Source organism: Sneathiella sp., from assembly GCF_036960985.1.
Classification (GTDB): domain Bacteria; phylum Pseudomonadota; class Alphaproteobacteria; order Sneathiellales; family Sneathiellaceae; genus Sneathiella.
The window spans coordinates 15,907-38,383 of sequence record NZ_JBALWD010000019.1 but is presented as its reverse complement, the minus strand read 5'-3'; the positions used below and the strand labels follow the sequence as shown (position 1 = coordinate 38,383).

Here is a 22,477-nt window from a genome sequence, read left to right as displayed (position 1 = left end):
CGGCAGCGGATAATATTTTTTCAATAAGAGGTTATTATGGCAAAGAAGGCAAAAAATAAGAGCAAGGTTGACCCAATCACATTATCTGTTGTTCGTGGCATCCTGGAGACCACACAAAGAGAGATGACGTTATCCCTTGAGAAAACCGCGCGCTCCAGCGTGTTCAATTTGGCGCACGACTACTCGACAGCCCTTTTTAATGGTGAACCCGAGATGATCTTGCAGGGGCAAGACATTCCTATCCATTTGGGATCCTTGATCCCTGCGATGAAAGTTGTCGCTGCATACTTTGGCGACGATATTCACGAAGGCGACCTTATATTGCATAATGACCCAGCCTATGGTGGTAGCCACGCAATCGACGTTTGTTTTTACAAGCCCGTATTTTATGGCGGCAAGCTCCGATACTGGACTGTTTGCAAAGGACATCTGACGGACATTGGTGGGCCAGTTCCAGCTGGCTATAATCCAAATGCAAAGGAAATCTATGAAGAGTGCCTGCGGATTCCGCCGGTTAAAATCTGGGATAAAGGCAAGCCACGCAAAGATGTGTTAAATATGATCTTGACTAACATGCGTGCGCGTCGCGATCAGGAAGGTGATTTCAACGCATTGATAGGTGCCTGCCAAGTAGGCGAACGGAACCTTACAAATTTGATCGAGAAATACGGCATGGACGAAGTTGACGCTTGTATCGCCGAGCTTCTGTCGATGGCGGAACAACACATGCGGTCGTTAATTGCGACCGTGCCGGATGGCAAATATACTGGAACGGCAGTTCTTGAAGATGCTGGTCACGGCTTCGGTGACATTGATATTACGGCGACCGTAACCATCAAAAATGATGCCTGCCATATTGAAATTGCAAGCCCGCCGCAGATCCCGTATTTCATCAATTCCTATGAGGGGAACTCTTACTCAGGCGTGTATCTCGGGCTTATGATGTATGCGCAGCTACCACCCCCGTACAATGAAGGGCTGTATCGCTGTATCAGCGTCGACATGGGGCCTAAAGGAACGCTTTGTAACGCGATGGAGCCTGCTCCGCATATGAATTGTACGACAACCCCAATGGAGACATTAACCGACGCAGTTCGCTTAGCATTTGAACATGCGATGCCGTCGAAAGTATCAGCGTCTTGGGGTCATTCAAACGGTTTGAATATTACCGGATGGGACAAACGACATGACGAAGAATACGTCACAATGGTGTTAGCGAGCATGATTTCAGGTGCTGGTGCGACACCACAACAGGACGGCTGGCACGCGTGCGGACCACAGTGCTGTTTCGGCGCCTTAACATCTGGGGATGTCGAGCTTTTAGAATATTCTTACCCGATCGTGATTCATAAATATTCGTTGATGGAAGATTCTGGCGGCGCAGGGAAATATCGGGGTGGATCTGGAACAGCTTGGGAGGTCGAACCTTTGGATAGCGAGATGACCTTCATCACTTTTGGTGAGGGACGCCACATTCCGGCTATGGGCGCCGCTGGTGCGAGATCGACTCTTGTCGATAAAAAAGTGGGACACATCGAGGTGAAACACAAAGGGAAAATTCAGATAATACGTGAGAACGTCATTGATAGCATCCAGCCTGGTGACACTGTTACCAATATGAACCCGGGCGGAGGCGGTTATGGAAATCCGTTTGAGCGTGAGATTCCGAATGTGGTGGATGACGTTAAGAATGGTTTGGTGTCGATTAAGGGCGCTGCTGGTGACTATGGCGTGGTCTTCAAAAACCCGAAAACCCTGGAAGTGGATGCGGCGGCGACGGAGACGCTGCGCGCTAAATCCATTGCTGCCTAGCTATTTTGTTGGACTAAAGGGAAATAGAATAACATGCGTATGAAATATCGTCTTGGCGTTGATGCTGGCGGCACGTTTACAGATTTTGTCCTAGCGGAACAAAACGGCGAGATTAAACTGTACAAAACACCTTCAACGCCTTCTGACCCAAGGGAAGCAATCCAATCGGGGCTTGATTTGATTTCGGAAGATATCGGCGAAAGTATCGAAGAGATCGTCTCAAATTGTGATCTTTGTATCAACGGTACAACTGTGGGGCTGAATGCGCTCATTCAACATACAGGCGCCAAAACAGGTTTGATTTGTACTGCCGGTCACGAAGATTCTATTGAGATCCGATTGGGTCACAAAGAAGATGGTTATCGCTACGATCCTGATTATCCTCCGGCAACGATGTTAGTGCCGCGCTATCTTCGCAAAGGTATCCGCGAACGCGTTGTTTCTGATGGGTCGGTAAAAACACAGTTGAAAGAGGCCGATATTCGAACTGCATGCCGTTTGTTTAAGAGAGAAGGTGTCGAAAGTGTCGCCATTTCTTTTGTGTGGTCCGTGTTGCATCCGGACCATGAGCGCCGAGCGGCTGAGATCGTGCGTGAAATGCTGCCAGAAGTTATTCTAACCGTTGGAAGTGAATTGTATCCACAAGTTCGAGAATATACGCGTACCTCAACAGCAATCACCAACGCCTATCTTGCTCCTATTTTGCGAAGCTATGTGGAATCTGTGGATAAGTATTTTGCTAATCTTGGAGCCAAATATCCTGTCCGTTATTTCCAGTCAAATGGTGGCCTTGCAATTGGCGAGGTCATGGGTAATCGCTCAGTTTACGCGATCAATTCAGGCCCGGCCTCAGCACCGCAAGCTGGGCTTTATGTCGCAGAACCTTTCAACAGCAAAAATGTCATTACAGTTGATATGGGAGGTACTTCGTTCGACATTACATTGACAAAAGACGGCGTCACGAATTTAAACAAAGATATTGACTTTTTGCGCTACAGAATCGGCGTGCCGATGATCCAAGTGGAAACGCTTGGCGCCGGAGGCGGATCGATTGGTCGCATTGATGAAATGGGCCTCATGCAAATGGGCCCGCAAAGTGCGGGCGCAGACCCTGGACCCGCGTGTTATAGCAAGGGTGGACAGTTGCCTACGGTAACTGACGCAAATCTTGTGCTTGGATATTTGAGCCCCGAGGGACTGATCGGCGGGCGACTACCGCTCGATATAGATAAGGCTCGCAAAGCTATTAAAACTCATGTGGCAGATCCTCTTGGTATTTCGATAGAACACGCGGCCTATGGGATGTACACCATCGTAAATAATAACATGGTGAACGGTATCCGTCGCGTGTCTGTTGAGCGTGGTTATGATCCGCGCGACTTCGTTTTTGTTGGTGCAGGTGGTGCGACCGCTGCCCATATCACTGCTCTTGCTTCTGAAATGGGTGTTAAAACAGTCATTTTGAATAAGTTGGCGTCTGGCCTATGTGCGTTTGGTCAGATTATTTCGGATGTAAAATATAACTTTATGGCGACCTGTCCGGTACGGCTTGAAGGGAGCGCGCCGAATAAGCGTATCAATAAGTTTTTTAAAGAACTTGAAGCGAAAGGGAAGAAGCATCTTCTCGCTGACGGTTTTAAGAAGCCCCAAATCGATGTTAAACGAAGTATTGAAATGCGCTATGTTGGACAGGTGCATGAGTGCACGGTTGAAATTGGTAATTTTGAAATCAATGACAAAACAATTGAAGATGTCAAAATGGCTTTCCATAAACGCCACGAAGAACTTTACACTTACTCCGAGCCACACAATTTTGTCGAAGTGGTGAATGTCGAATGTACGCTCTATGGCCGTATTGAAAAACCTAACCCTCTTATACTTGGACGAGGTGAAAAGGTAGAAAAAGCAATTAAAAATCATCGAAAAGCGATCTTCTCAGCCAGAGGCATAAAAACTAAAACCCCTGTTTATGACGGTAACAAACTTGGCGCAGGTGCGGAGATTTTGGGGCCAGCGATTATAGAGGAGACGACGACTTCAATTGTTGTTCAGCCAGGCTGGAGAGCTAAACTTGATAAGTCTGCTTCATATGTGCTTACGCACGATCAAAAAGAGTAGTCAATACGGCGCTTATAAATACGCGATGCCCCAGATTAATGGTCGCAATGCAGTTAGCGGCTTGATCTGAAGGGGTATTCTTACAAGGAGATATGCTGATGAACTATGTACCTAATTCTCTTGCTGGCCGCGATTTGGCGTTTTCGCTGCACCCATACACTAACCTGGCTGCACATCAAGAAAAGGGCCCTTTGATTATAACGCGAGGCGAGGGCATCTACGTTTATGATGACCAGGATAATCAGTATATAGAAGGCTTGGCAGGGCTTTGGTGCACCGGACTTGGCTATAGCGAAAAACGTTTAGTGAAAGCTATTAAGGATCAGTTGGATATCTTACCTTTTTCGCATTCGTTTTCCCACCGGGCAACTGTTCCAGTTATCAACCTGTCTGAAAAACTGATTGAGTTGGCGCCGGGTGACTTGGGTAAGGTTTATCTGGTCAATTCTGGTTCAGAAGCAGTTGATACAGCTATCAAAATGGTGTGGTATTATCATAATGCCATTGGTAAACCGGAAAAGAAAAAGATTATTTCCCGCAAGCGCGCTTATCATGGCGTAACGGTAGCCGCAGGATCGTTGACCGCACTGCCTTATGTGCAAGATGGCTGGGACCTGCCAGCAATTGATGGCATAATCCATACTGACACGCCGTGTTATTATCGCTATGGCGAAGACGGTGAATCAGAAGAAGATTTTGCCACTCGGTTGGCAGAAAACCTTGACAAACAAATTCAGGATGAAGGCCCGGAAACGGTCGCCGCTTTAATCGCTGAACCTGTCATGGGCGCCGGCGGGGTCATGACCCCGCCGAAAACCTATTTCGAAAAAATTCAGAAAGTTTTGAAGAAACACAATGTGCTGATGATTGCTGACGAAGTAATTTGTGGTTTTGGTCGCACCGGCGAAATGTGGGGATCGGATACCTATGGCATCAGGCCAGATATTCTAACCTGTGCCAAGCAACTCTCTTCGTCTTACTTACCAATCGGGGCTGTTTTGATCACGAATGCAATTTACGATGCATTCGTCGAACACAGTACAAAATTGGGTACTTTTGGAACGGGAAATACGTATGGTGGACATCCGGTCGCTGCTGCCGTAGCGCTAGAAACACTAAAAATATATGAGGACGATGATATCATAAGTCACGTTCAACATATTACGCCGCAATTTCAAAAGCGACTTAAGGCAATAGGGGAACACCCGTTGGTTGGTGAGGCGCGAGGGGTTGGATTAATTGGCGGCTTAGAGCTGGTGGCTGATAAATTCACGAAAGAGCAATATCCTGCCGGTGCGAAAGCTGCACCGTTAGCGGTTGAAAAAATCTTCGGTCAAAAACTCATACTTCGACCAATGCCAGGTGATGGTATAGGGATTTGCCCTCCGCTAATTATAACCGAGAAAGAAATTAATGAAATGTTCGATCGCATTGAACGAGGATTGGACGAGGCGAACGCCATCCTAGGTTAGCCGTATTATTTATTATCAAAAAATGTATTTTTTCGGCAGAAAATTTTCAAACTCAATATAGAAAAAAACGATATGAGTGTTTTGATTTTCAGATTTTACAATGACAAAGGAAACGCTAATATGATTATTAGCTTGAGCGAGGAAGATCCCCTAACTTTAACTTAAGATGCCTGCGACACGAATATTAAAATGTAAGAACGAAGGCGACCGGTAAATAAAGATGATTAAGAAAAGCATCTGATTAAGACTGAATGAGATCATCAGGAAGTCTTTTGTAAGATTTTTTTTACCGCCGCCTAAAAACAAGTGCAACACAAGGAGGCGAAAAATGAAAACAAATCTTAAAACATCATTAGTAGCAGTTGCTATAGGCGCTTTTACGCTTACCGCAGCAAGTGCACAAGCTGCCGACCAATGGTGGCCTGTTAAGGTTTATGATGCCAGTTCTGGTAAAAATGTGGAAACCACATATACGCCGTTGGAAAAAGCATCTAAACCTTGGAACCTTTGCGTTTCTTTCCCACACATGAAAGATAGCTTCTGGGTTGCTGTTGCTTACGGCATCGTGTCCGAAGCTAAGCGCCAAGGTGTTAATATGACATTGCTTGAAGCCGGTGGTTACGAGAACCTCCCGCGTCAGTTGTCGCAAATTGATGACTGTATGGCTTCCAACGCAGACGCTATCATTGTTGGCCCGATATCCGAAGCCGGCCTTGCCAAGAAATTCGAAGAAAGCATTGCAGCTGGTAAGCCGCTTATTGCGACGGTAAACCCGGTAAAAGAGGCAAAAACCACAGCGAAAATGTACGTTGAGTTTGACACCATGGGTGAGCAAACTGGAACATATCTCCTAAATCATCTTGATGGAAAGCCGGCAAGCGCCGTCGCCTTCCCCGGTCCTGCTGGTTCCGGTTGGGCTGAATCTTTTTATGAAGGTTTTCAGCGGGCGCTCGATGGCAGCAATGTGAAAATCGAAACTGAAATGTTCGGCGATACGGGCGTTGGTGTTCAGCTCAAGCTGATCCAAGATGCTTTGCAAGCTTATCCAGATATGACCGTCATTTGGGGTTCAGCGCCGACTGCTGAGGCAGCAATTGGTGCCGTCGCTGAAATTGGTCGTAGCGATGATATGATGATCATGTCTTCATACGAGAACCAAGCAATGCTCGATGCCATGAATGATGGTGAAATTCTCGGCTTTGCAACACAATACCCGGTTCTTGAAGGTATGATTGCTGTTGATATGGCAATCCGCGCCCTTGAAGGCAAAGAGTTGAAAACATTCCTTAAGCCAATCCCCGATATGATTGCAAAAGCGAATGCTGACCAAATCAACATGGATCTGGTTCTTGCGCCAGCTACATGGAAGCCGGAATACTCTGTGACAGTAAAATAAGAAAAGAACGACTTGAGAGAATCATAACTCTATGAATAACGATTCGGATCAAGTGCCGAACACAGCTACCTCCTCTCTAGCAAAAACTGGGGGAGAGGTAGCTTCTTCGAGTATTCTTGAGATGCATGGCATCTCCAAACAATTCCCAGGCGTTCTGGCGCTGGACAGCGTCGATTTTGATTTACGTCGCGGTGAAGTACATATCCTTTTTGGCGAGAACGGTGCTGGAAAGTCGACACTTATAAATGTCATTGCTGGAACGTTTCCGCCAGGCAAAGGGACCTTCCAATATGATGGTCAGAATATTAAACATTTGACCCCCCACCGTGCCCGCGTCATGGGGATTAGTCCTGTTTTTCAGGAATTTTCACTCATTCCAAATTTGACTGTTGAAGAAAACCTCTTTCTGGGTCGCGAGATCTCTTCTGCCGGATATTTACGCAAAGGAATGATGAGTAAACGTGCCGCGGAAGTCATAGAGATGCTGGGCTTCGATCTAGATCCCAAAAAGCGAGTGTCATCGTTGTCGCGCGCGCATCAGCAAATGGTTGAGATCGCCAAGGCTCTGCTCGCTGATGTTAGGTTGCTGATTTTAGATGAGCCGACAGCGTCGCTTACTGAAAATGAAACCTATAGGCTGTTTGAGTTGATTGGCCGTCTGAAAGCGGACGGAGTCGGTATTATCTACGTCTCTCACCGTATGCGCGAAATCAAAGAGATCGGTGATAGAATCACCGTGCTTCGTGATGGCCGCAAAATTGAAACATGTAATGCGGCGGATGTCGGCGAGAACGAACTTGTCGAATTGATGACGGGCCGCAAAATTGATGTTCTGTTCCCAAAAATAGACCACAAGCCCACGCGAAAGCTGCTCGAGATTAATAACCTTACTCTGGCCAATCATGTGGTCGAAGATGTTAGTATTTACGCACGTGCTGGCGAAATTACCGGTATTGCCGGACTGGTTGGTTGCGGTAAATCAGAACTCGTCCGTGCGGTTTATGGTCTTGAGAACATAGAAGAGGGCGAAATTGTTATTAAAGACGAACGCATCTTACACCCTCGACCGGATATCAGTCTGAAAAGGGGTGCTTGTTATTTTCCATCTGATCGGGTCGCCGAAGGCTTAGCGCTAGAACGACCCATTCGCGAAAACGCATCAATGGCAGCGCTTGATTTGGCGGAATTTTCATGGATGCGGATACTGAACAAACTGAACGAGCGAAAGCTTATTCAGGGTATTGTTGATAGGCTGAAGTTACGTCCGCCAAATATTGAACGCGCGGTTGGCAATTTGTCGGGAGGCAATCGGCAGAAAGTCATGTTGGCACGTGGATTGACCCGAGAAACCGATGTATTTTTATTTGATGAACCAACGGTTGGAATTGATGTTGGCGCGAAGGTCGAGGTCTACGATCTCATGAAAGAATTGGTCAACAATGGTGCAGCAATCATTCTCGTTTCGTCTGAATTGCCGGAAGTTTTACATCTTTCCAATCGGCTTTATGTCATGCATCGTTCCAAGCTAGTCGCGGAATTGACAGGTGATGATATAAACGAACAAGCAGTCTTATCCTGTTTCTTCCAAGATGAAGAAGCAAAATCAAAAGTTGGAGAGTAGGTGGTGAACAATAATTTAGCCTCAGGCCATCTGCACCAAAAAGAGGTGAACCATCTCGTCAGGGCCATCTCAGCTATGGGATTACTGCCTATAGTGCTGGTGGTCATTGTTGCTGCTTTGTCCATTTTTGAACCCCGGTTTTTGGGAATTTTTAATATCCTCAATGTGCTTAGAGAGACTTCATTTCTGGCGATCTTGGCCGCCGGACAAATGTTGGTTCTGATTGTAGGCGGCTTTGATCTCTCCGTCGGTGCAGTTGTGGCCCTTTCCAGTACCGTCACGGCTACGGTAATGGCATACTTACTAGGTATTATGCCAGATGATATCGGGTTGGTAATTTTCATTGGCGTGGCGGCAGGCATTGGGTGCGGAGTGGCCGTTGGGTTAGTAAACGGTTTATGTGTTGCTTTCCTTCGGGTCTCACCGTTCATGGTAACGTTGGGAACGCTTTCGATTGCTTCTGGTATTGCTTTACTTTTAACGAACGGTATTCCTGTTTATGGAATGCCGAAAGTTTTTGTGAAGAGTTTTGGTCGTGCGCTGTGGCTGGGCTTGCCAACAACCGTATACGTTGCTTTGGCGCTGGTTATTATCGTTTGGGTTATTCAACGGTATACGGTACTTGGGCGATACATCTACGCCATTGGCGGAAACTTGCAGGCATCGCTGGTGTCTGGTGTGTCGACGAAAACTTATTTAGTTATGGCATATACAATGTGTGGTGCCTTGGCAGCTATCACCGGTGTTCTCTTGACTGCTCGTGTTGGATCCGGTCAGGCGACACTTGGCGGAAATATCATAATGCTGCAATCTATTGCGGCAGCGGTCATCGCCGGCGTGAGCCTGCGAGGCGGTATTGGTCGCGTTGAATTGGTGACGTTGGGCGCATTGTTTCTGTCAATCGTAACGAACGGTATGAACTTAGTGAGGATTGATAGCAAAATTCAAACGATTGTTCTTGGCGTTATCGTAATTATTGCTGTCGCACTTGAGGAATATGGTAACCGGAGGAAAATTCGTGAGTGATGCGCCGGCTTCTGTTCAAATGGGACAACGTGTACGCATAACAACGTTCATCATGCGTTGGCTCATGCCAATTTGCCTTGTCTTGATGGCGCTTGGTTTTGCTGCTGTCGAACCGCGTATTCTATCCGAAGCAAATCTCTTGAATATTGCTACACAAGCTAGTTATTTGGTCGTTTTTGCCGCTGCGCAAATGGTGGTAATCTTGACCCGTGGCTTTGATTTGTCGTTAGGCATGTGCGTGTCATCGGTGAGTGTGCTGGTTGCATTGATTATGACTGGCATTGTTGAAGCCAATCCGGAATCCCTAGCGCTGGCCATTTTCCTATCTGTTTGTGCGGGTATAGTCTTCGGCGCCCTTGTTGGTGCGTTTAATGGGTTCTGTGTTTCTGTCTTGCACGTGAATCCTTTTATTGCAACGCTTGGCACGCTTAATATCTGTTATGGTATTGCCTCGACGATTTCCGGTGGCCGCCCTGTTTTTGGCGTGCCACGCGAATTCAGTAATTTGGTGTATAGTGGGGAAGTATTTGGCATATCTGCACCAATTATTATTGCAGCGGCTATTCTCATAATCATTCACTTAATTCTGACACGGACAGTGTTCGGGCGGGGGTTTTATATTTTGGGTAGCAATCCCCAGGCCGCTAAGGTTGCTGGTCTACCGAGCCGCTTGTACCTGACTTATGCTTATGTCATTTGCTCGGTTTTGGCGGCAGTTGGAGCCATGTTGTTGACGGCGCGTACTGGTTCGGGTGAACCGAATTTAGGTGGAAATATTACACTGGAAAGTATTGCTGCAGCCGTGATTGGCGGGGTTAGTCTTCGCGGCGGCATTGGAGGTGTTCCGGCGGTCTTATTAGGTGCCGTGTTTGTTACGGTGCTGTCGAATGGGATGAACCTGACACGAATTGACGGGAATGTTCAGATGATCGTTTTGGGATGCGTCGTGATTGCCGCCGTTTTTGTAGACCGTATAAGAACCAAGTAAAACGAACTGTTTGATTATAGTGTGTTTTTGTAACAATTGTAGAGGAGAAACGGTACTTAATGGTACCCCAATCCATATATTCCAGATTGATAATGACAGTATCCGAAAATCCGGATGGCAATGTGCGCTTAATGTGGCAACGGGCTATCTTAATGCTGATTGGGCTTAGAAATTGATGCAACAAAGCCCGGAGCCAAATGCTGATGTCGATTCAATAACTGTCGAAATACTAACCGGTAAATTGTTGGCAACGGTCGATGAGATGGGCATCATCATGACAAGAACAAGCATGAGCCCTATCGTCTATGAAGTGCTGGATTTTGCTTGTGGTATTTGCGCGCCAAATGGCGATTTGATTGCACAGTCAAACGGCATTACCTTATTCACGGGCACCTTTGCTTATCAAGTGCGAACTTTGGCGGCGCGTTACAAAGACGATATTGCGCCTGGAGATATTTTCGTTACCAACGATCCATTTGCGGGCGGGACACATCCAAATGATGTGGCGGTTGTCCGACCTATCTTTGTCGGAGATCAACTGTTAGCTTATGCGATTACTGTCGCGCATTGGTTAGACATCGGTGGTGCCGTGCCGGGTAGCCTACCCGTTGATGCTACGTCTATTTTCCAAGAGGGCTTGCGCCTTCCCGGGATACGCATTGCTCGCGATGATAAACTCAATGACGACCTCGTCCGCCTGATTGAAGAAAACGTTCGTATGCCAGATTTGGCGATGGGCGATCTGCGCGCCCAAATTGCAACGGTCAGAATTGCTGAACGAAATCTTTGCGATAGTGCCGAAAAATATGGCTTTGAAACAGTTAGTGCGGCTTTTGACGAGATCACCGAAAGCAGCTCTAAGAGTAGTCGCCGTGTGATCGCTGAACTCCCAGATGGTGTTTATGAAGCCGAAGACCTTATAGATGGCGACGGTGTTACAGATGATCCAATTCCAGTATGTGTGCGTGTCACCATTGAGGGCGATAGTATGACGGCTGATTTTACTGGCTGCGCACCAACGACAGCAGGGCCGATCAACTGCACACGGGGCGCCTTGGAATCGGCCGTGAAAACAGTCTTTAAGGCCCTTGTCGATCCAGGCGCGCCATCGAATGAAGGCTGGTTTTCACCATTGGACGTTGTTGTTCCAGAAGGCACAGTTTTTAGCGCAAATAAGCCTGCTCCGACAGGCTGGTATTACGAAGGGTCTGTGCATGCCTCAGAACTTGTTTGGCGCGCGTTAGCACCGCTAAAACCTGAGCAGTTTTCTGCTGGATCCTATACTAGTTTATCCGTACTCTATTTGACTGGAAAAAAGGAAAACGGCGAGCTATTTGTACATATCGAGCCGCAGCACGGTGGTTGGGGAGCGACCTCTGATCGTGATGGAGCCAACGCGCTGATCGCCCTGACTGATGGCGATACGTATAATCACTCGATCGAGTTATTAGAGGCAAAGTTACCTATTCTCGTGCGGCGCTATGGGTTTAATACTGATGGTGGGGTAGGCGCGGGACGACATCGTGGTGGCTACGGCTTGATCCGTGAATATGAAATGCGCACAGACGAAGCCTCGTTCTTTTGTGGCATCAGTCGCAACAAAACGCCACCCTGGGGGATGGATGGTGGCGGGGTAGGAAGCTGTAATTTTGTTGAGGTTCGAACACCTGGCAACGATGCGCCCACTCGTGTACATCATCATCCCGACTGGCATCTCGAGCGTGGTGATAGTGTTCGGGTTATCACTGGTGGTGGCGGCGCTTGGGGGCGTCCAGAAGATCGCTTGATATCCGATGTACAGGCAGATATTGCTGATGGTTTGATAACCATAGAAGAAGCCAGCCAGTCATATGATCTCAGCCCAGCTACTCTTAAGATGAGCAAGGAGAAATAGGTTTATGGTCAGGTTAGCAACAGACGTTGGCGGCACATTTACTGACTTGATCGCTTATGATGAAACGACAGGACAAATTACGTTTGGGAAAACACTAACGACGACAGATGACCAGTCTACTGGCGTACTTAATACCATTTTCGATGCAAAAGAAACGAACAATCTTGACCCGGCCGCCATCGATTTTTTTGTGCATGGTGGGACTACAGTGATTAACGCGATCACCGAGTGGAAAGGTGTTAAGACGGCGCTTATCACAACACGTGGATTTCGGGACGTTTTAGAGATTGGCCGTGGCAATCGCCCTGATTTGTATAATCTCAAGGCCAGAACACCTCCGCCCTATATTCCACGTCGCTACCGCCTTGAAGTCACTGAACGTCTTGACGGGGTAGGCAACATTATCACGCCGTTAGATGAATCGGATGTCGCCGATGTCGCTGATATCTGCCGAGAAGCGGATATTGAGGCCGTCGCTGTTGTCTTTTTACACAGCTATGTTGACGATAGGCACGAAGTCCGCTGCGCCGACTTACTGCGCTCTTTTTTACCCGGAGTAATGGTATCTACAAGTAGTCAAATTTCACGGCAGTGGCGTGAATATGAGCGCACTTGTACGGCGGTTTTAAACGCGTATGTTCAGCCCGTTATTGATAAATATTTCAGAAGCCTCGAGAAAAAGCTATTGAAAACTGGGCTCGATTGCCCGCTATACGCGATGCAATCCAATGGTGGGGTGGCGTCATTTTCTGACGTTCGATTGCAACCGCTGACGCTCGTCGAATCCGGACCGTCAGGTGGCATTGCTGGTGCCGTTAGAATTGGCCAGGCAATTGGTGCGCCTGATGTATTATCGTTAGATGTTGGCGGCACAACGGCGAAGTGCTCGTTAATTCGAAATGGACGCCCGCAGATAGTCCCCGAATACAAACTTGAATGGAGCCGTTTTTCCCCTGGCTATACAGTTCAGGTACCAGTCGTCGATATTGTTGAAATTGGTGCAGGCGGCGGGTCTATTGCTTCGATGGATCAAGCGGGACATCTGAATGTTGGACCTGAAAGTGCTGGTTCGACACCCGGTCCGGTTTGTTATGGGCGTGGCGGCATTTCGCCAACAATAACAGATGCAATGTTAGTCACTGGAATTCTTAATCCGGAGAATTTTGCCAACGGGAAAATGTCTCTTAACGTGACCAATGCGCGTGCTGCATTCCAATCAATTGCTGATACCCTAAATTGCTCGGTTGAAGAGGCTTCAAGCTCAGTTATTCGTATTACCCATGCAAATATGATCAATGCGTTAAAGCTTGTCACTGTACAACGTGGGCATGATCCTAGGGATCTATCTTTAATAGTAAGCGGAGGTGCTGGACCGATGCTCGCCGCTAAATTGGGACGGGAGCTAAACGTAAAATCAACGGTGATTCCGGTTTATCCTGGTGTATTTTCTGCGTGGGGTATGCTTTCGGCCTTACCGCGCACTGATCTGCGGCGGACGTTATTCTGTGAAGTGGATAACATGGGGTTGGAAAAAATCCGCTCGGAATTTCAGAATTTGGTTGTCCAGGCAGCGAACCAATTTAATACGAGTGATGTAGACGCATTGAACCTTCATTTCGCCGTTGAGGCCCGCTATCAAGGTCAGGAACATTCGGTTTCTGTCGCTTTTCAGTACGATGATACGGTACAGAGCTTTATACAAACCTTTCACGCTACACACGAAACTGCCTATACTTTTAAATTACCGGAAAGTCCTATAGAAATTACCAATCTGCATCTTCAAGCAGAACATAAGAGCGATATCATTGCACTGAGAGAGATCCCGCAGATGGAGCAATTGCCAAGTGGTGCGGTGAAAAGTACTCGCGATGTATTCTTTGGCCCGGGTCTTGGTTGGTTATCGTGCCCTGTCTATGATCGTGCGTTGCTTTTTGCGGGCTGCCAACTTGATGGACCCTTGCTTATTGAAGAACCAACGACAACGAGTTTGGTGCTACCTGGTCAAGTTGTTGAAACAACGACAACTGGATTACTGATAATCACTGAATTAGGGTAGTCCAATTGCTAGCTGCAGGCATTGTCACATTAACTTCTAATAGACGCAGATTTTCCTCAGTTACAAATTCTCAGGCAGCGGCGCTTGCAGCTGCCCAAACCCCAAAAGCTTCATCGCGTAGCTGCTTGAAGTGAATTCGATTGAGTAGGTGGCGTTGAACATAGAAAGTATTGTACGTGGCGGATTGAATATTGAGAAATTTTGAGCGGATCCAGGTGACTTAAACTTTTGCATTTTTCGCTCTCTTCGACGGACCGGAAGATGCGAGTTTTCCGCTCGATTGTATGATCATTTGTTGTCAATATGCTCGACGCTCATGCCCAGAGTTTGAAATGCCTTGTGATAAGACTTCAGTTTATCTGTGACGATCTGCGTTGGTGCAAATCCTTGCTTCTTCAGTAATTTCCGCATTAATTTCAAGGCAGCTTTCGTGTTTCTTTTGGATTGTACAAGAAAATCCAGAACTTCACCTTCGTTATCAACAGCACGCCAAAGAAAATGCCGTTTTCCTCGAATAACAATGACCATTTCGTCTAAATGCCAAATATCATTGGGAGTAGGGCGGGGGGTTTTCAGATTTCAGGCAATTGGTTCGCCTAACTTCAAAAACCACCGCCGAACGGTTTCGTAAGAAATATCTAGGCCTCGTTCCGCCAACAGATCTTCGATATCCCGATAGCTCAGCGTAAATCGAGCATAAAGCCAAACTGCATGTTGAATGATATGAGGTGGAAATCGGTGCCGGGAATAGGAAATCTTTTGCATCAATGAAAATTAATTCAATCACGATCTCTTTGCTAGGAAGTTAATGTGACAATGCCTTCGAGATATCTATTTACCTGACAGGCCTTGCGTTTTTCTCAATCGGCATGACGAAAAGCCGTTGGTAAATGGTCCCGTGGTGGCGGTCGGGAGGTGAAACATTTCTGATCGGTGGGATCGCGGCTGTAGTCGTCTATTTTATTGGTTATTTGCTTAGTAGAATAGGATCATAGTTGTAGTTTCTTACAGGTTGATCGCTGCATTCACGGTTGAGACCTTAACTCGTAGATTATGCATTTCGTCATCTGAAAGGCATAAAACAGAATGTCGTCAACCTATATTGGCGTCTTTCCTGAACCAATGCTGAGTTCGATTAGCGAAAGCGACCAATGATAACATGACCGGAACTTCAACTAATACACCGACCACAGTGGCGAGCGCGGCACCGGAATGCAGGCCAAATAAAGATATAGCGACGGCTACCGCAAGTTCAAAAAAATTTGAAGCACCAATTAGGCAAGCTGGGGCGGCAATATTGAATGGTAATTTTAATATTTTGGCGGCAGCATAGCCAACGCCAAAAATACCATAAGTTTGCAGCAGCAGCGGTACTGCAATCAGCGCTATAGTTTGCGGCTGATCGAGAATTACTTCTGCCTGAAAACCAAATAGTAAAATGACCGTGGCTAATAATCCAAGAATCGACCAAGGCTTGAGAATATGAAGAAAATGACGGAGATGTTCCTCGTCCTTGCGAGATTCAAATAGGTGGCGTGTCCAAATACCTGCTAATAGCGGAATCACCACATAAAGCACGACAGAGAGCAACAACGTTTCCCATGGTATTTGAATATCGCTGACACCAAGCAACAATGCGGCAATAGGGGCGAATGCAAACACCATGATTACATCGTTTACGGACACTTGTATAAGCGTATAGTTGGGATCCCCTTTAGTAAGCTCGCTCCAGACAAAAACCATGGCTGTACAAGGCGCCACACCTAATAAAATCATGCCCGCGATATACTCATTGGCCGATTGTGGGTCGACCCAATTCGCAAAGAATACTTTAAAGAAAAGCCATCCAAGCCCCGCCATCGTAAATGGCTTGATGAGCCAATTTATGACGAGGGTGAGGATCAAACCCTTGGGACGCGAACCTATGTCCTTCACTGCCGAAAAATCCACCTTGACCATCATCGGATAAATCATGACCCAGATAAATACTGCGACTACAATATTGACGTGGGCCCATTCAAATTTGGCGATTGCAGAAAATGCATCGGGAAACAGAAAGCCCAGCAGGACACCCGCAGTAATACATAGGGCAACCCATACTGATAAATATCTCTCAAATGCGCCCATTAAATTGTTTCCTTTCAACAGCGATTATTTCACGCTCGTACCTCAAAAAATTTGTCTCGGTTCTAATTCATTTGAAGGTTCGCGAATTTCTTGCCTAATATATCTATACGCCGTATTCATTACCGTTCGCTGCTTAATCGACCTATACTGCTCAGATACGTTTGGAATTCAGTGATGAGCTTTCACTTTAGCATTGCATTACCCTATTACTTTGATTTTGCTCAAGCTAATACCGAGCTCTCCCGTTTGATCAAAATCAAAGCTTGGTTCAGGAGTATAAATTAGGCATTGTCACATTGACTTGCGAAAGTCGCAGAGAAACCTCAGGAAAAATGTTTAGGCAGCTGCGCTTGCGGTCGCCCAAATGCCAAACGCTTTAGCACTACTTTGCTTGAGGTGAGATCGATTTATTAGGTGACGTTGAAGATAAAAACTATTGTAAGTAACAGACTGGATATTGAGAAATCTCTGAGCAGATCCGGGTGACTTAAACTTCTGCATTTTTCGTTCTCTTCGCCGGATAGGAAGATGTGAGTTTTCTGCCCGATTGTTCGCTCTTTTATTATCAAAATGCTCGGATTTCAAGCCTAGAATTCGAAACGCTTTATGATGGGATTTCAGCTTATTTGTGACGATTTGCGTTGGCGCGAAACCCTGCTTCTTCAATAATTTTCTCATCAGGTTCAAGGCAGCTTTGGCGGTTCGCCTTGATTGTACAAGAAATCCAAGACTTCGCCCTCACTATCAACAGCACGCCATAAGAAATGCTGCCTTCCTCGAATGACGATGACCATCTCGTCCAGGTGCCAGATATCATTGGAAGTGGGGCGGAAAGATCTCAGGTTTCTGGCTCTTGGTTCGCCAAACTTTAGAAACCATCTTCGAACTGTTTCGTAAGAAATATCCAATCCCCGTTCGGACAGTAGATCTTCTACATCCCGATAATTCAGTGTAAATCGGGCATAAAGCCAGACGGCATGCTGGATGATATGAGGCGAGAAACGATGGCGCTGATAGGAGATCTTTTTCATCGAAGAAGACTAATTCAACGTTGAATTTTTTTCCACGAAGTTAATGTGACAACACCTGTTTGAGTTGGTCATGGGCGCGTTGAAATTCTTCATGATTAAGGTGCGGCCTCATAGCGAAGACCTGCATGGCTCTTGATTAACTGGCGCAACCACACTAGGGCAGGGTCAAGATCTGTGCGCTTATGCCAAACCTGGATGTAACGGAAACTTTCGATTTCTAAAGGAGCTTGCAGACATTCCATATCGGCCATTGCCGCGAAATGCTTTGCGGTGCGTGTGGGAAGCGTCAGCAGCATATTTGATTTTGCGACGATCAACGGTGCAGTCGAAAAATACGGCAGCCTGAGAGCGATATGCCGTTGTAGACCTTGTTCCTTAAGCAGTGCATCAATCATTCCGTAGCGACCGCCGAACACTGTTATCAAAGCGTGCGGGTGAGCCAGGAAAGCCTTGAGTGGAATGACACCGTTTTCTACGTCCTGGATGACAGGATGTCCCTTACGGCAAACGCAGGAATAACTCTCTTCAAATAGATCCTCGCTCTCTAGATTGTCGGGTACGGGTGCATCGACATAAAGCAGGATATCACTGGTGCCTTCGGCGAGATCACGAAAGACGTCGGAAGTAAGCGGTGAAATTTCCAGACTTGCGTGCGGCGCCTGCTCTGTAAAATCCTTGCAGATGTCCAGTATGACGGTTCCCGCGCCATAGTCCGTTGTTGCAATTCGGAATGTTCGTTTCGTCAATGCTACGTCAAAATCTTCTGGTGAAAACAGATCTGTCATTTCGTTGACAATATCTGATACTCGTCCGGCTAGCTGCCGCGCCCTTTCCGTCGGTGCAACGCCTCGCGGACCGCGCACAAACAGCGAGTCATCAAACATCTCCCGCAGATTGGAAAGCGCCCTGCTGACCGCTGGCTGACTCATATTCAGTTCCGCCGCGGTACGGGTCACGTTCCCTGTTTTCAGCAGGGATTCGAAAACGACAAGTTGGCTGACGTTCCGGCGCAGTAAATCCGATTTTTGCATAATGTGTATTCTCTTAATTCATTAGACGAATTTCGTTAGATGCATCAATTTGCGGAAGAGCACAAGCCTAATAGCGATTTGCAATCACAAAAGGAGCCAGAAATGATCTGCTCAAAAATTGGCCTGACGGTCACTGCCGCTTTCGTCAGCGCAGCATTGTTACTGCCTTTTCAGGTAACAACTCCGGCCTTCGCCGGCGACGAAACGCAAGGCGCGCAGATAAAACGTATGAACAAGCTCACTGGCAGAACCTTCGACTATCAGATCGAGGACTACAAAATCCGGGCTGAGTTCCTCGCTGAGGACCGGCTTCGCTGGACGTATCTCTCAGCACCCGGAGATCTCAAGGGCAAAACGGCCGACGAAAAGCTTGACCGCCGCGATATCCATTCCGGAATTATTCTTCTGTCCTGGACCGAAAAGGACGGCACAAATGTTGTCGATGTTCTTGATCTTCAAACAATGACCATGCACGCCAATGCTGTATTCGCGAATGGAGTGCGGTTCTTTACGAAGGCGATGGTCACAGAATTTAAGTGACGACTGATGGAAAGAGGTCAAAACAAAATGCAAGCCGCAACGAAAGATCACCTGCTGAAGTTCATTTTCGACGATGCCGTGAGAGGAGACCCCGCATCCGTTGCCCGTGCGATCGACGGTTATGCCCAAAGTGCCTCAGGCATGATCCACCTCGGTCGCGACAAAGGTATTCTCTTCGACCAGGTCGTCGCACAAAGCGGTGCCCACCGTATTCTCGAACTGGGCACCAACTTCGGTTACTCGGTTCTGCGGCTTGCAAAAGTTCTCGGATCTCAAGCAGAAATCCATTCTGTGGAAGTTGATAGGTCGTTGGCTGATACCGCCGAGGCCATCATTTCCTATGCGGGGCTTTCGGGCCAGATTACTGTGCACCGAGGTGCCTCACAAAATGTTCTGGACTGCTTCACAACACCCTTTGATCTCATTTTCATTGACCACTTTCCGCAAAACTATCTGCCGGATCTTCTGAAAATCGAAGAACGCGGTCTGCTGCAGGAAGGCGGCACATTGATCTCCGATAATGTTGTGCTCTTCGGAGCCGATCTTGAACCCTATCTGCACCATTTGCGTCAGTCTGGCAGATATCACAGTAGCCTGCACCAGCCACGGCCAGGAGCAGACGGATTTGAAGTATCAATTCGATGCGGCGAGCGCTCAACCGATACACCAATATGAATAGAAAGAGGTGATTTAAATGACCACATTTACCCTGAACGATGAACTTCGCACTATCGATGGTCCGGAAGACATGCCGCTCTTATGGGCCCTTCGCGACCTCGTGGAACTCAAGGGCACAAAATTTGGCTGCGGTGCAGGGCTGTGCGGCGCTTGCACGGTTCATCTCAACGGAGAGGCGGTTCGATCGTGCCAGACCAGTCTGGCAGAGGTCGCAAATGGAAAAGTCACAACGATTGAGTTTGTGGGGAGCACGGAAGTGGGCAGAAAGGTCCAGGCCGCCTGGGTCGAGATCGACGTTCCACAATGCGGTTATTGCCAACCCGGCCAGATCATGTCCGCCACAGCCTTGCTTGCAGATAACGCTGCCCCAAATGCTCAACAGATTACCGAAGCCATGTCCGGCAACATATGTCGCTGCGGAACCTATGCCCGCATTCGCCAGGCAATCGAACTTGCCGCAAGGAGTTAGACTGATGAACCCATTTACGCATAACTATCTGTCTCGTCGCGGTTTCCTGGCTAGTGGCGCTGTGTCGGTCGGCGGATTGCTGGTAGCCGTTTCCTTTGCAGGTAGCTCACAGGCACAAACTCAAACTTCGTCCACGCAAGCAGACGACGGCAATGCATTCAAGCCCAGCGCCTATATCGAGGTGACGACCGACGGAATTGTCAATATGTACGTTGGCAAGTCCGAGATGGGTCAGGGTATACATACCGGCATCGCTCAACTGATCGGCGATGAGCTGGGTTGTGCATGGGAAAACATCCAAATTGTGCAGGCGCCAGCTTCTCCGGCATTCGGTTTTCCCGGCAACGGTTTCATGGTCACAGGAGGCTCCACCAGCATCCGCACCGAATGGCAGCGCATGCGCAGCATGGGAGCGGCGGCACGTATGATGCTTGAAGAAGCTGCAGCAAAGCGCTGGGCTGTGAATGTTGGGGATTTATCGACGGCTAACGGCGTTATTTCAGGCCCAACGGGTCAAACGGCAAATTTTGGCGAGCTGGTTGTGGACGCATCGCAGCTTGATGTTCCCGCCAATCCTTCACTGAAACCGAAGCCCGCCCGAAGTCTGATTGGTACTTCCGTCAAACGTCTCGACACGATGCAAAAAATTACGGGCCGTGCGGAATTCGGAATAGACGTGCAGATCCCGGAACTGCTGACCGCCACCGTCGTGTTTCCGCCACAGCTGTTGGCACCTGTCAGGTCGTTTGACGCGACGCGGGCTCTTGCGCGACCGGGTGTCCAGGCGGCCGTCGCCATTTCCTCCGGCGTTGCCGTCATTGGCGATCACTACTGGGCCGTACATTCCGCGCGCGATGACGTCTCCGTGGAATGGGGCGAAAGTACTTTTGCGGGTTTGAACATGGAAAACCTGCGCGCAGGCTATCGTGATGCGCTCGACAAAGACGGTATTATTGCCGAAACCAAAGGAGATGTGTCCGCAGTCAACGGCGCAAAGTCCGTCAATCTTGAAATTGAGCAGCCGTTTCTCGCGCACGCCTGCATGGAACCTTTGAACCTTACTGTGGCGATTAATGGCGAAAGCGCGGAGGTCTGGGGACCGGTGCAGGCACAGAGCTGGGTCCAGCAATCAGTCGGCGAGATCGCAGGGATAGACCCTAAAAATGTCGCGGTACACACGACCTATCTTGGGGGTGGGTTTGGCCGCCGTTCAGCACAAGATTTCGTCAAGGCAGCGGCGGAAATCGCAAAAGCTGTCGGCAAGCCCGTGAAGCTTGTCTATTCGAGGGAAGACGATATGCGGGCGGCCCATTACAGGCCTTTCAACCTCACCCGCGCGCACGGAACACTGGACAATGAAGGCAATCTACTGGCACTTGATATCAAGGTTGCGACGCCGTCGGTTTCAAGCTGGGCGGGTGCGCGTTTTTTGATCGGAAAGGATGGGGTCGACGAACAGGCGGTGGAAGGGCTTGTCAATCTGCCCTACGACATTCCCAACGTCCGGGTTTCATGGGTCGAGCATGACACTAAAATTCCGGTTCATTTCTGGCGCGCTGTGGGATCATCGCACAACCCCTTCGTAATCGAAAGCTTGATGGATGATCTTGCACTGGATGCTGGTGTGGAGCCAATTGCTTTCCGTCGCAACCTGCTCCGAGATGAACCGCGTTACCTGGCAATACTCAACAAACTGGAGTCAGATGCGGGCTGGAAGCAACCTGCGCCGCAGGGCATTGGCCGTGGGATAGCAATCGTCCAATCTTTTGGAAGCATTGTCGCGGAAGCTGTGGAAATCAGCCAGGACAGTGACGACATTCGCGTAGAAAAGGTCTTTTGCGTTATTGACTGTGGTATTGCTGTAAATCCAGGACAGATTGAAGCGCAGATGCACTCCAGTATCGTCTATGGATTGGGCGCGCTTTTGCGGGGCCAAATCACCATCGATGACGGTGTAGTTGAACAGTCCAATTTCCACGATTTCGAGCCGCTCCGCCATGCTGAAATGCCTCAGATTTCAGTCAGTATCATCGAAGGTAACGACAAACCAGGTGGCGTAGGAGAACCCGGTCTTCCGCCCATTCTGCCAGCCGTCGCCAATGCGCTTCGTGCTTTGACGGGCAAGAGAACCTTGCGTCTGCCAATGGTTGGGTAAATTCGGTGGATCCATGTCGGAAAGTCAGCTTTGGTTCAGATGCAGACATCTGTGTTCGATAGA

At 48.1% G+C, this 22,477-nt stretch carries 15 protein-coding genes and 2 pseudogenes; 13 read left to right on the top strand and 4 right to left on the bottom strand.

Going from position 1 to position 22,477, the window contains the following annotated elements:
• Positions 1 to 36: 36 nt before the first annotated feature.
• From capB to V7723_RS12115, 9 genes are all read left to right on the top strand, one after another.
• Positions 37 to 1,812 carry a caprolactamase subunit beta gene (gene capB / locus V7723_RS12155; protein ID WP_335684743.1) on the top strand — a complete coding sequence of 592 codons (1,776 nt, stop codon included), beginning with the start codon at positions 37 to 39 and terminating at the stop codon, positions 1,810 to 1,812.
• 33 nt (positions 1,813 to 1,845) lie between these two features.
• Entirely contained in the window at positions 1,846 to 3,930 is a 2,085-nt protein-coding gene (gene capA / locus V7723_RS12150) for a caprolactamase subunit alpha (RefSeq protein ID WP_335684742.1), read from the top strand.
• 98 nt (positions 3,931 to 4,028) lie between these two features.
• Positions 4,029 to 5,402 carry an aminotransferase gene (locus V7723_RS12145; protein ID WP_335684741.1) on the top strand — a complete coding sequence of 458 codons (1,374 nt, stop codon included), beginning with the start codon at positions 4,029 to 4,031 and terminating at the stop codon, positions 5,400 to 5,402.
• Positions 5,403 to 5,730: 328 nt separating this feature from the next.
• Positions 5,731 to 6,798: a TMAO reductase system periplasmic protein TorT gene (torT, locus tag V7723_RS12140; RefSeq protein ID WP_335684740.1), complete on the top strand. Its 1,068-nt coding sequence runs from the start codon at positions 5,731 to 5,733 to the stop codon at positions 6,796 to 6,798.
• A gap of 31 nt (positions 6,799 to 6,829) precedes the next feature.
• The gene (locus V7723_RS12135) at positions 6,830 to 8,419 is read left to right on the top strand and encodes a sugar ABC transporter ATP-binding protein (RefSeq protein WP_335684739.1); all 1,590 of its coding nucleotides are present in this window, start codon (positions 6,830 to 6,832) and stop codon (positions 8,417 to 8,419) included.
• Positions 8,420 to 8,422: 3 nt separating this feature from the next.
• A complete protein-coding gene (locus V7723_RS12130; RefSeq protein WP_335684738.1) occupies positions 8,423 to 9,445 on the top strand; it encodes an ABC transporter permease in 1,023 nt (340 codons plus the stop codon).
• The gene (locus V7723_RS12125; RefSeq protein ID WP_335684737.1) at positions 9,438 to 10,433 is read left to right on the top strand and encodes an ABC transporter permease; all 996 of its coding nucleotides are present in this window, start codon (positions 9,438 to 9,440) and stop codon (positions 10,431 to 10,433) included. Before V7723_RS12130 ends, V7723_RS12125 begins: the two co-directional genes overlap by 8 nt.
• A gap of 175 nt (positions 10,434 to 10,608) precedes the next feature.
• Entirely contained in the window at positions 10,609 to 12,327 is a 1,719-nt protein-coding gene (locus V7723_RS12120; RefSeq protein ID WP_335684736.1) for a hydantoinase B/oxoprolinase family protein, read from the top strand.
• A gap of 4 nt (positions 12,328 to 12,331) precedes the next feature.
• Entirely contained in the window at positions 12,332 to 14,383 is a 2,052-nt protein-coding gene (locus V7723_RS12115; protein ID WP_335684735.1) for a hydantoinase/oxoprolinase family protein, read from the top strand.
• Positions 14,384 to 14,453: 70 nt separating this feature from the next.
• On the opposite strand, the pseudogene V7723_RS12110 reads toward V7723_RS12115, so the two are convergent.
• The 4 genes and pseudogenes from V7723_RS12110 to V7723_RS12095 form a co-directional block, all read right to left on the bottom strand.
• A pseudogene (locus V7723_RS12110) lies at positions 14,454 to 15,148 on the bottom strand (IS6 family transposase).
• 327 nt (positions 15,149 to 15,475) lie between these two features.
• Complete coding sequence (gene arsB, locus V7723_RS12105) at positions 15,476 to 16,510, bottom strand: ACR3 family arsenite efflux transporter (RefSeq protein ID WP_335684734.1); 1,035 nt, start codon at positions 16,508 to 16,510, stop codon at positions 15,476 to 15,478.
• Positions 16,511 to 16,846: 336 nt separating this feature from the next.
• A pseudogene (locus V7723_RS12100) lies at positions 16,847 to 17,304 on the bottom strand (IS6 family transposase).
• 332 nt (positions 17,305 to 17,636) lie between these two features.
• Positions 17,637 to 18,572: a LysR family transcriptional regulator gene (locus tag V7723_RS12095; protein ID WP_335684733.1), complete on the bottom strand. Its 936-nt coding sequence runs from the start codon at positions 18,570 to 18,572 to the stop codon at positions 17,637 to 17,639.
• A gap of 102 nt (positions 18,573 to 18,674) precedes the next feature.
• Here V7723_RS12095 and V7723_RS12090 point away from each other — a divergent pair, with 102 nt between their 5' ends.
• The 4 genes from V7723_RS12090 (at position 18,675) to V7723_RS12075 (ending at position 22,414) form a co-directional block, all read left to right on the top strand.
• Complete coding sequence (locus V7723_RS12090; protein WP_335684732.1) at positions 18,675 to 19,112, top strand: MoaF-related domain-containing protein; 438 nt, start codon at positions 18,675 to 18,677, stop codon at positions 19,110 to 19,112.
• A gap of 78 nt (positions 19,113 to 19,190) precedes the next feature.
• The gene (locus tag V7723_RS12085; protein WP_335684731.1) at positions 19,191 to 19,787 is read left to right on the top strand and encodes an O-methyltransferase; all 597 of its coding nucleotides are present in this window, start codon (positions 19,191 to 19,193) and stop codon (positions 19,785 to 19,787) included.
• Positions 19,788 to 19,806: 19 nt separating this feature from the next.
• Positions 19,807 to 20,259, top strand: coding sequence for a (2Fe-2S)-binding protein (locus V7723_RS12080; protein WP_335684730.1), 453 nt, complete (start codon positions 19,807 to 19,809; stop codon positions 20,257 to 20,259).
• A 4-nt stretch (positions 20,260 to 20,263) separates the two neighbouring features.
• Positions 20,264 to 22,414, top strand: a complete 2,151-nt coding sequence (locus tag V7723_RS12075) for a xanthine dehydrogenase family protein molybdopterin-binding subunit (protein WP_335684729.1) — start codon at positions 20,264 to 20,266, stop codon at positions 22,412 to 22,414.
• The last annotated feature ends 63 nt before the right edge of the window (positions 22,415 to 22,477 follow it).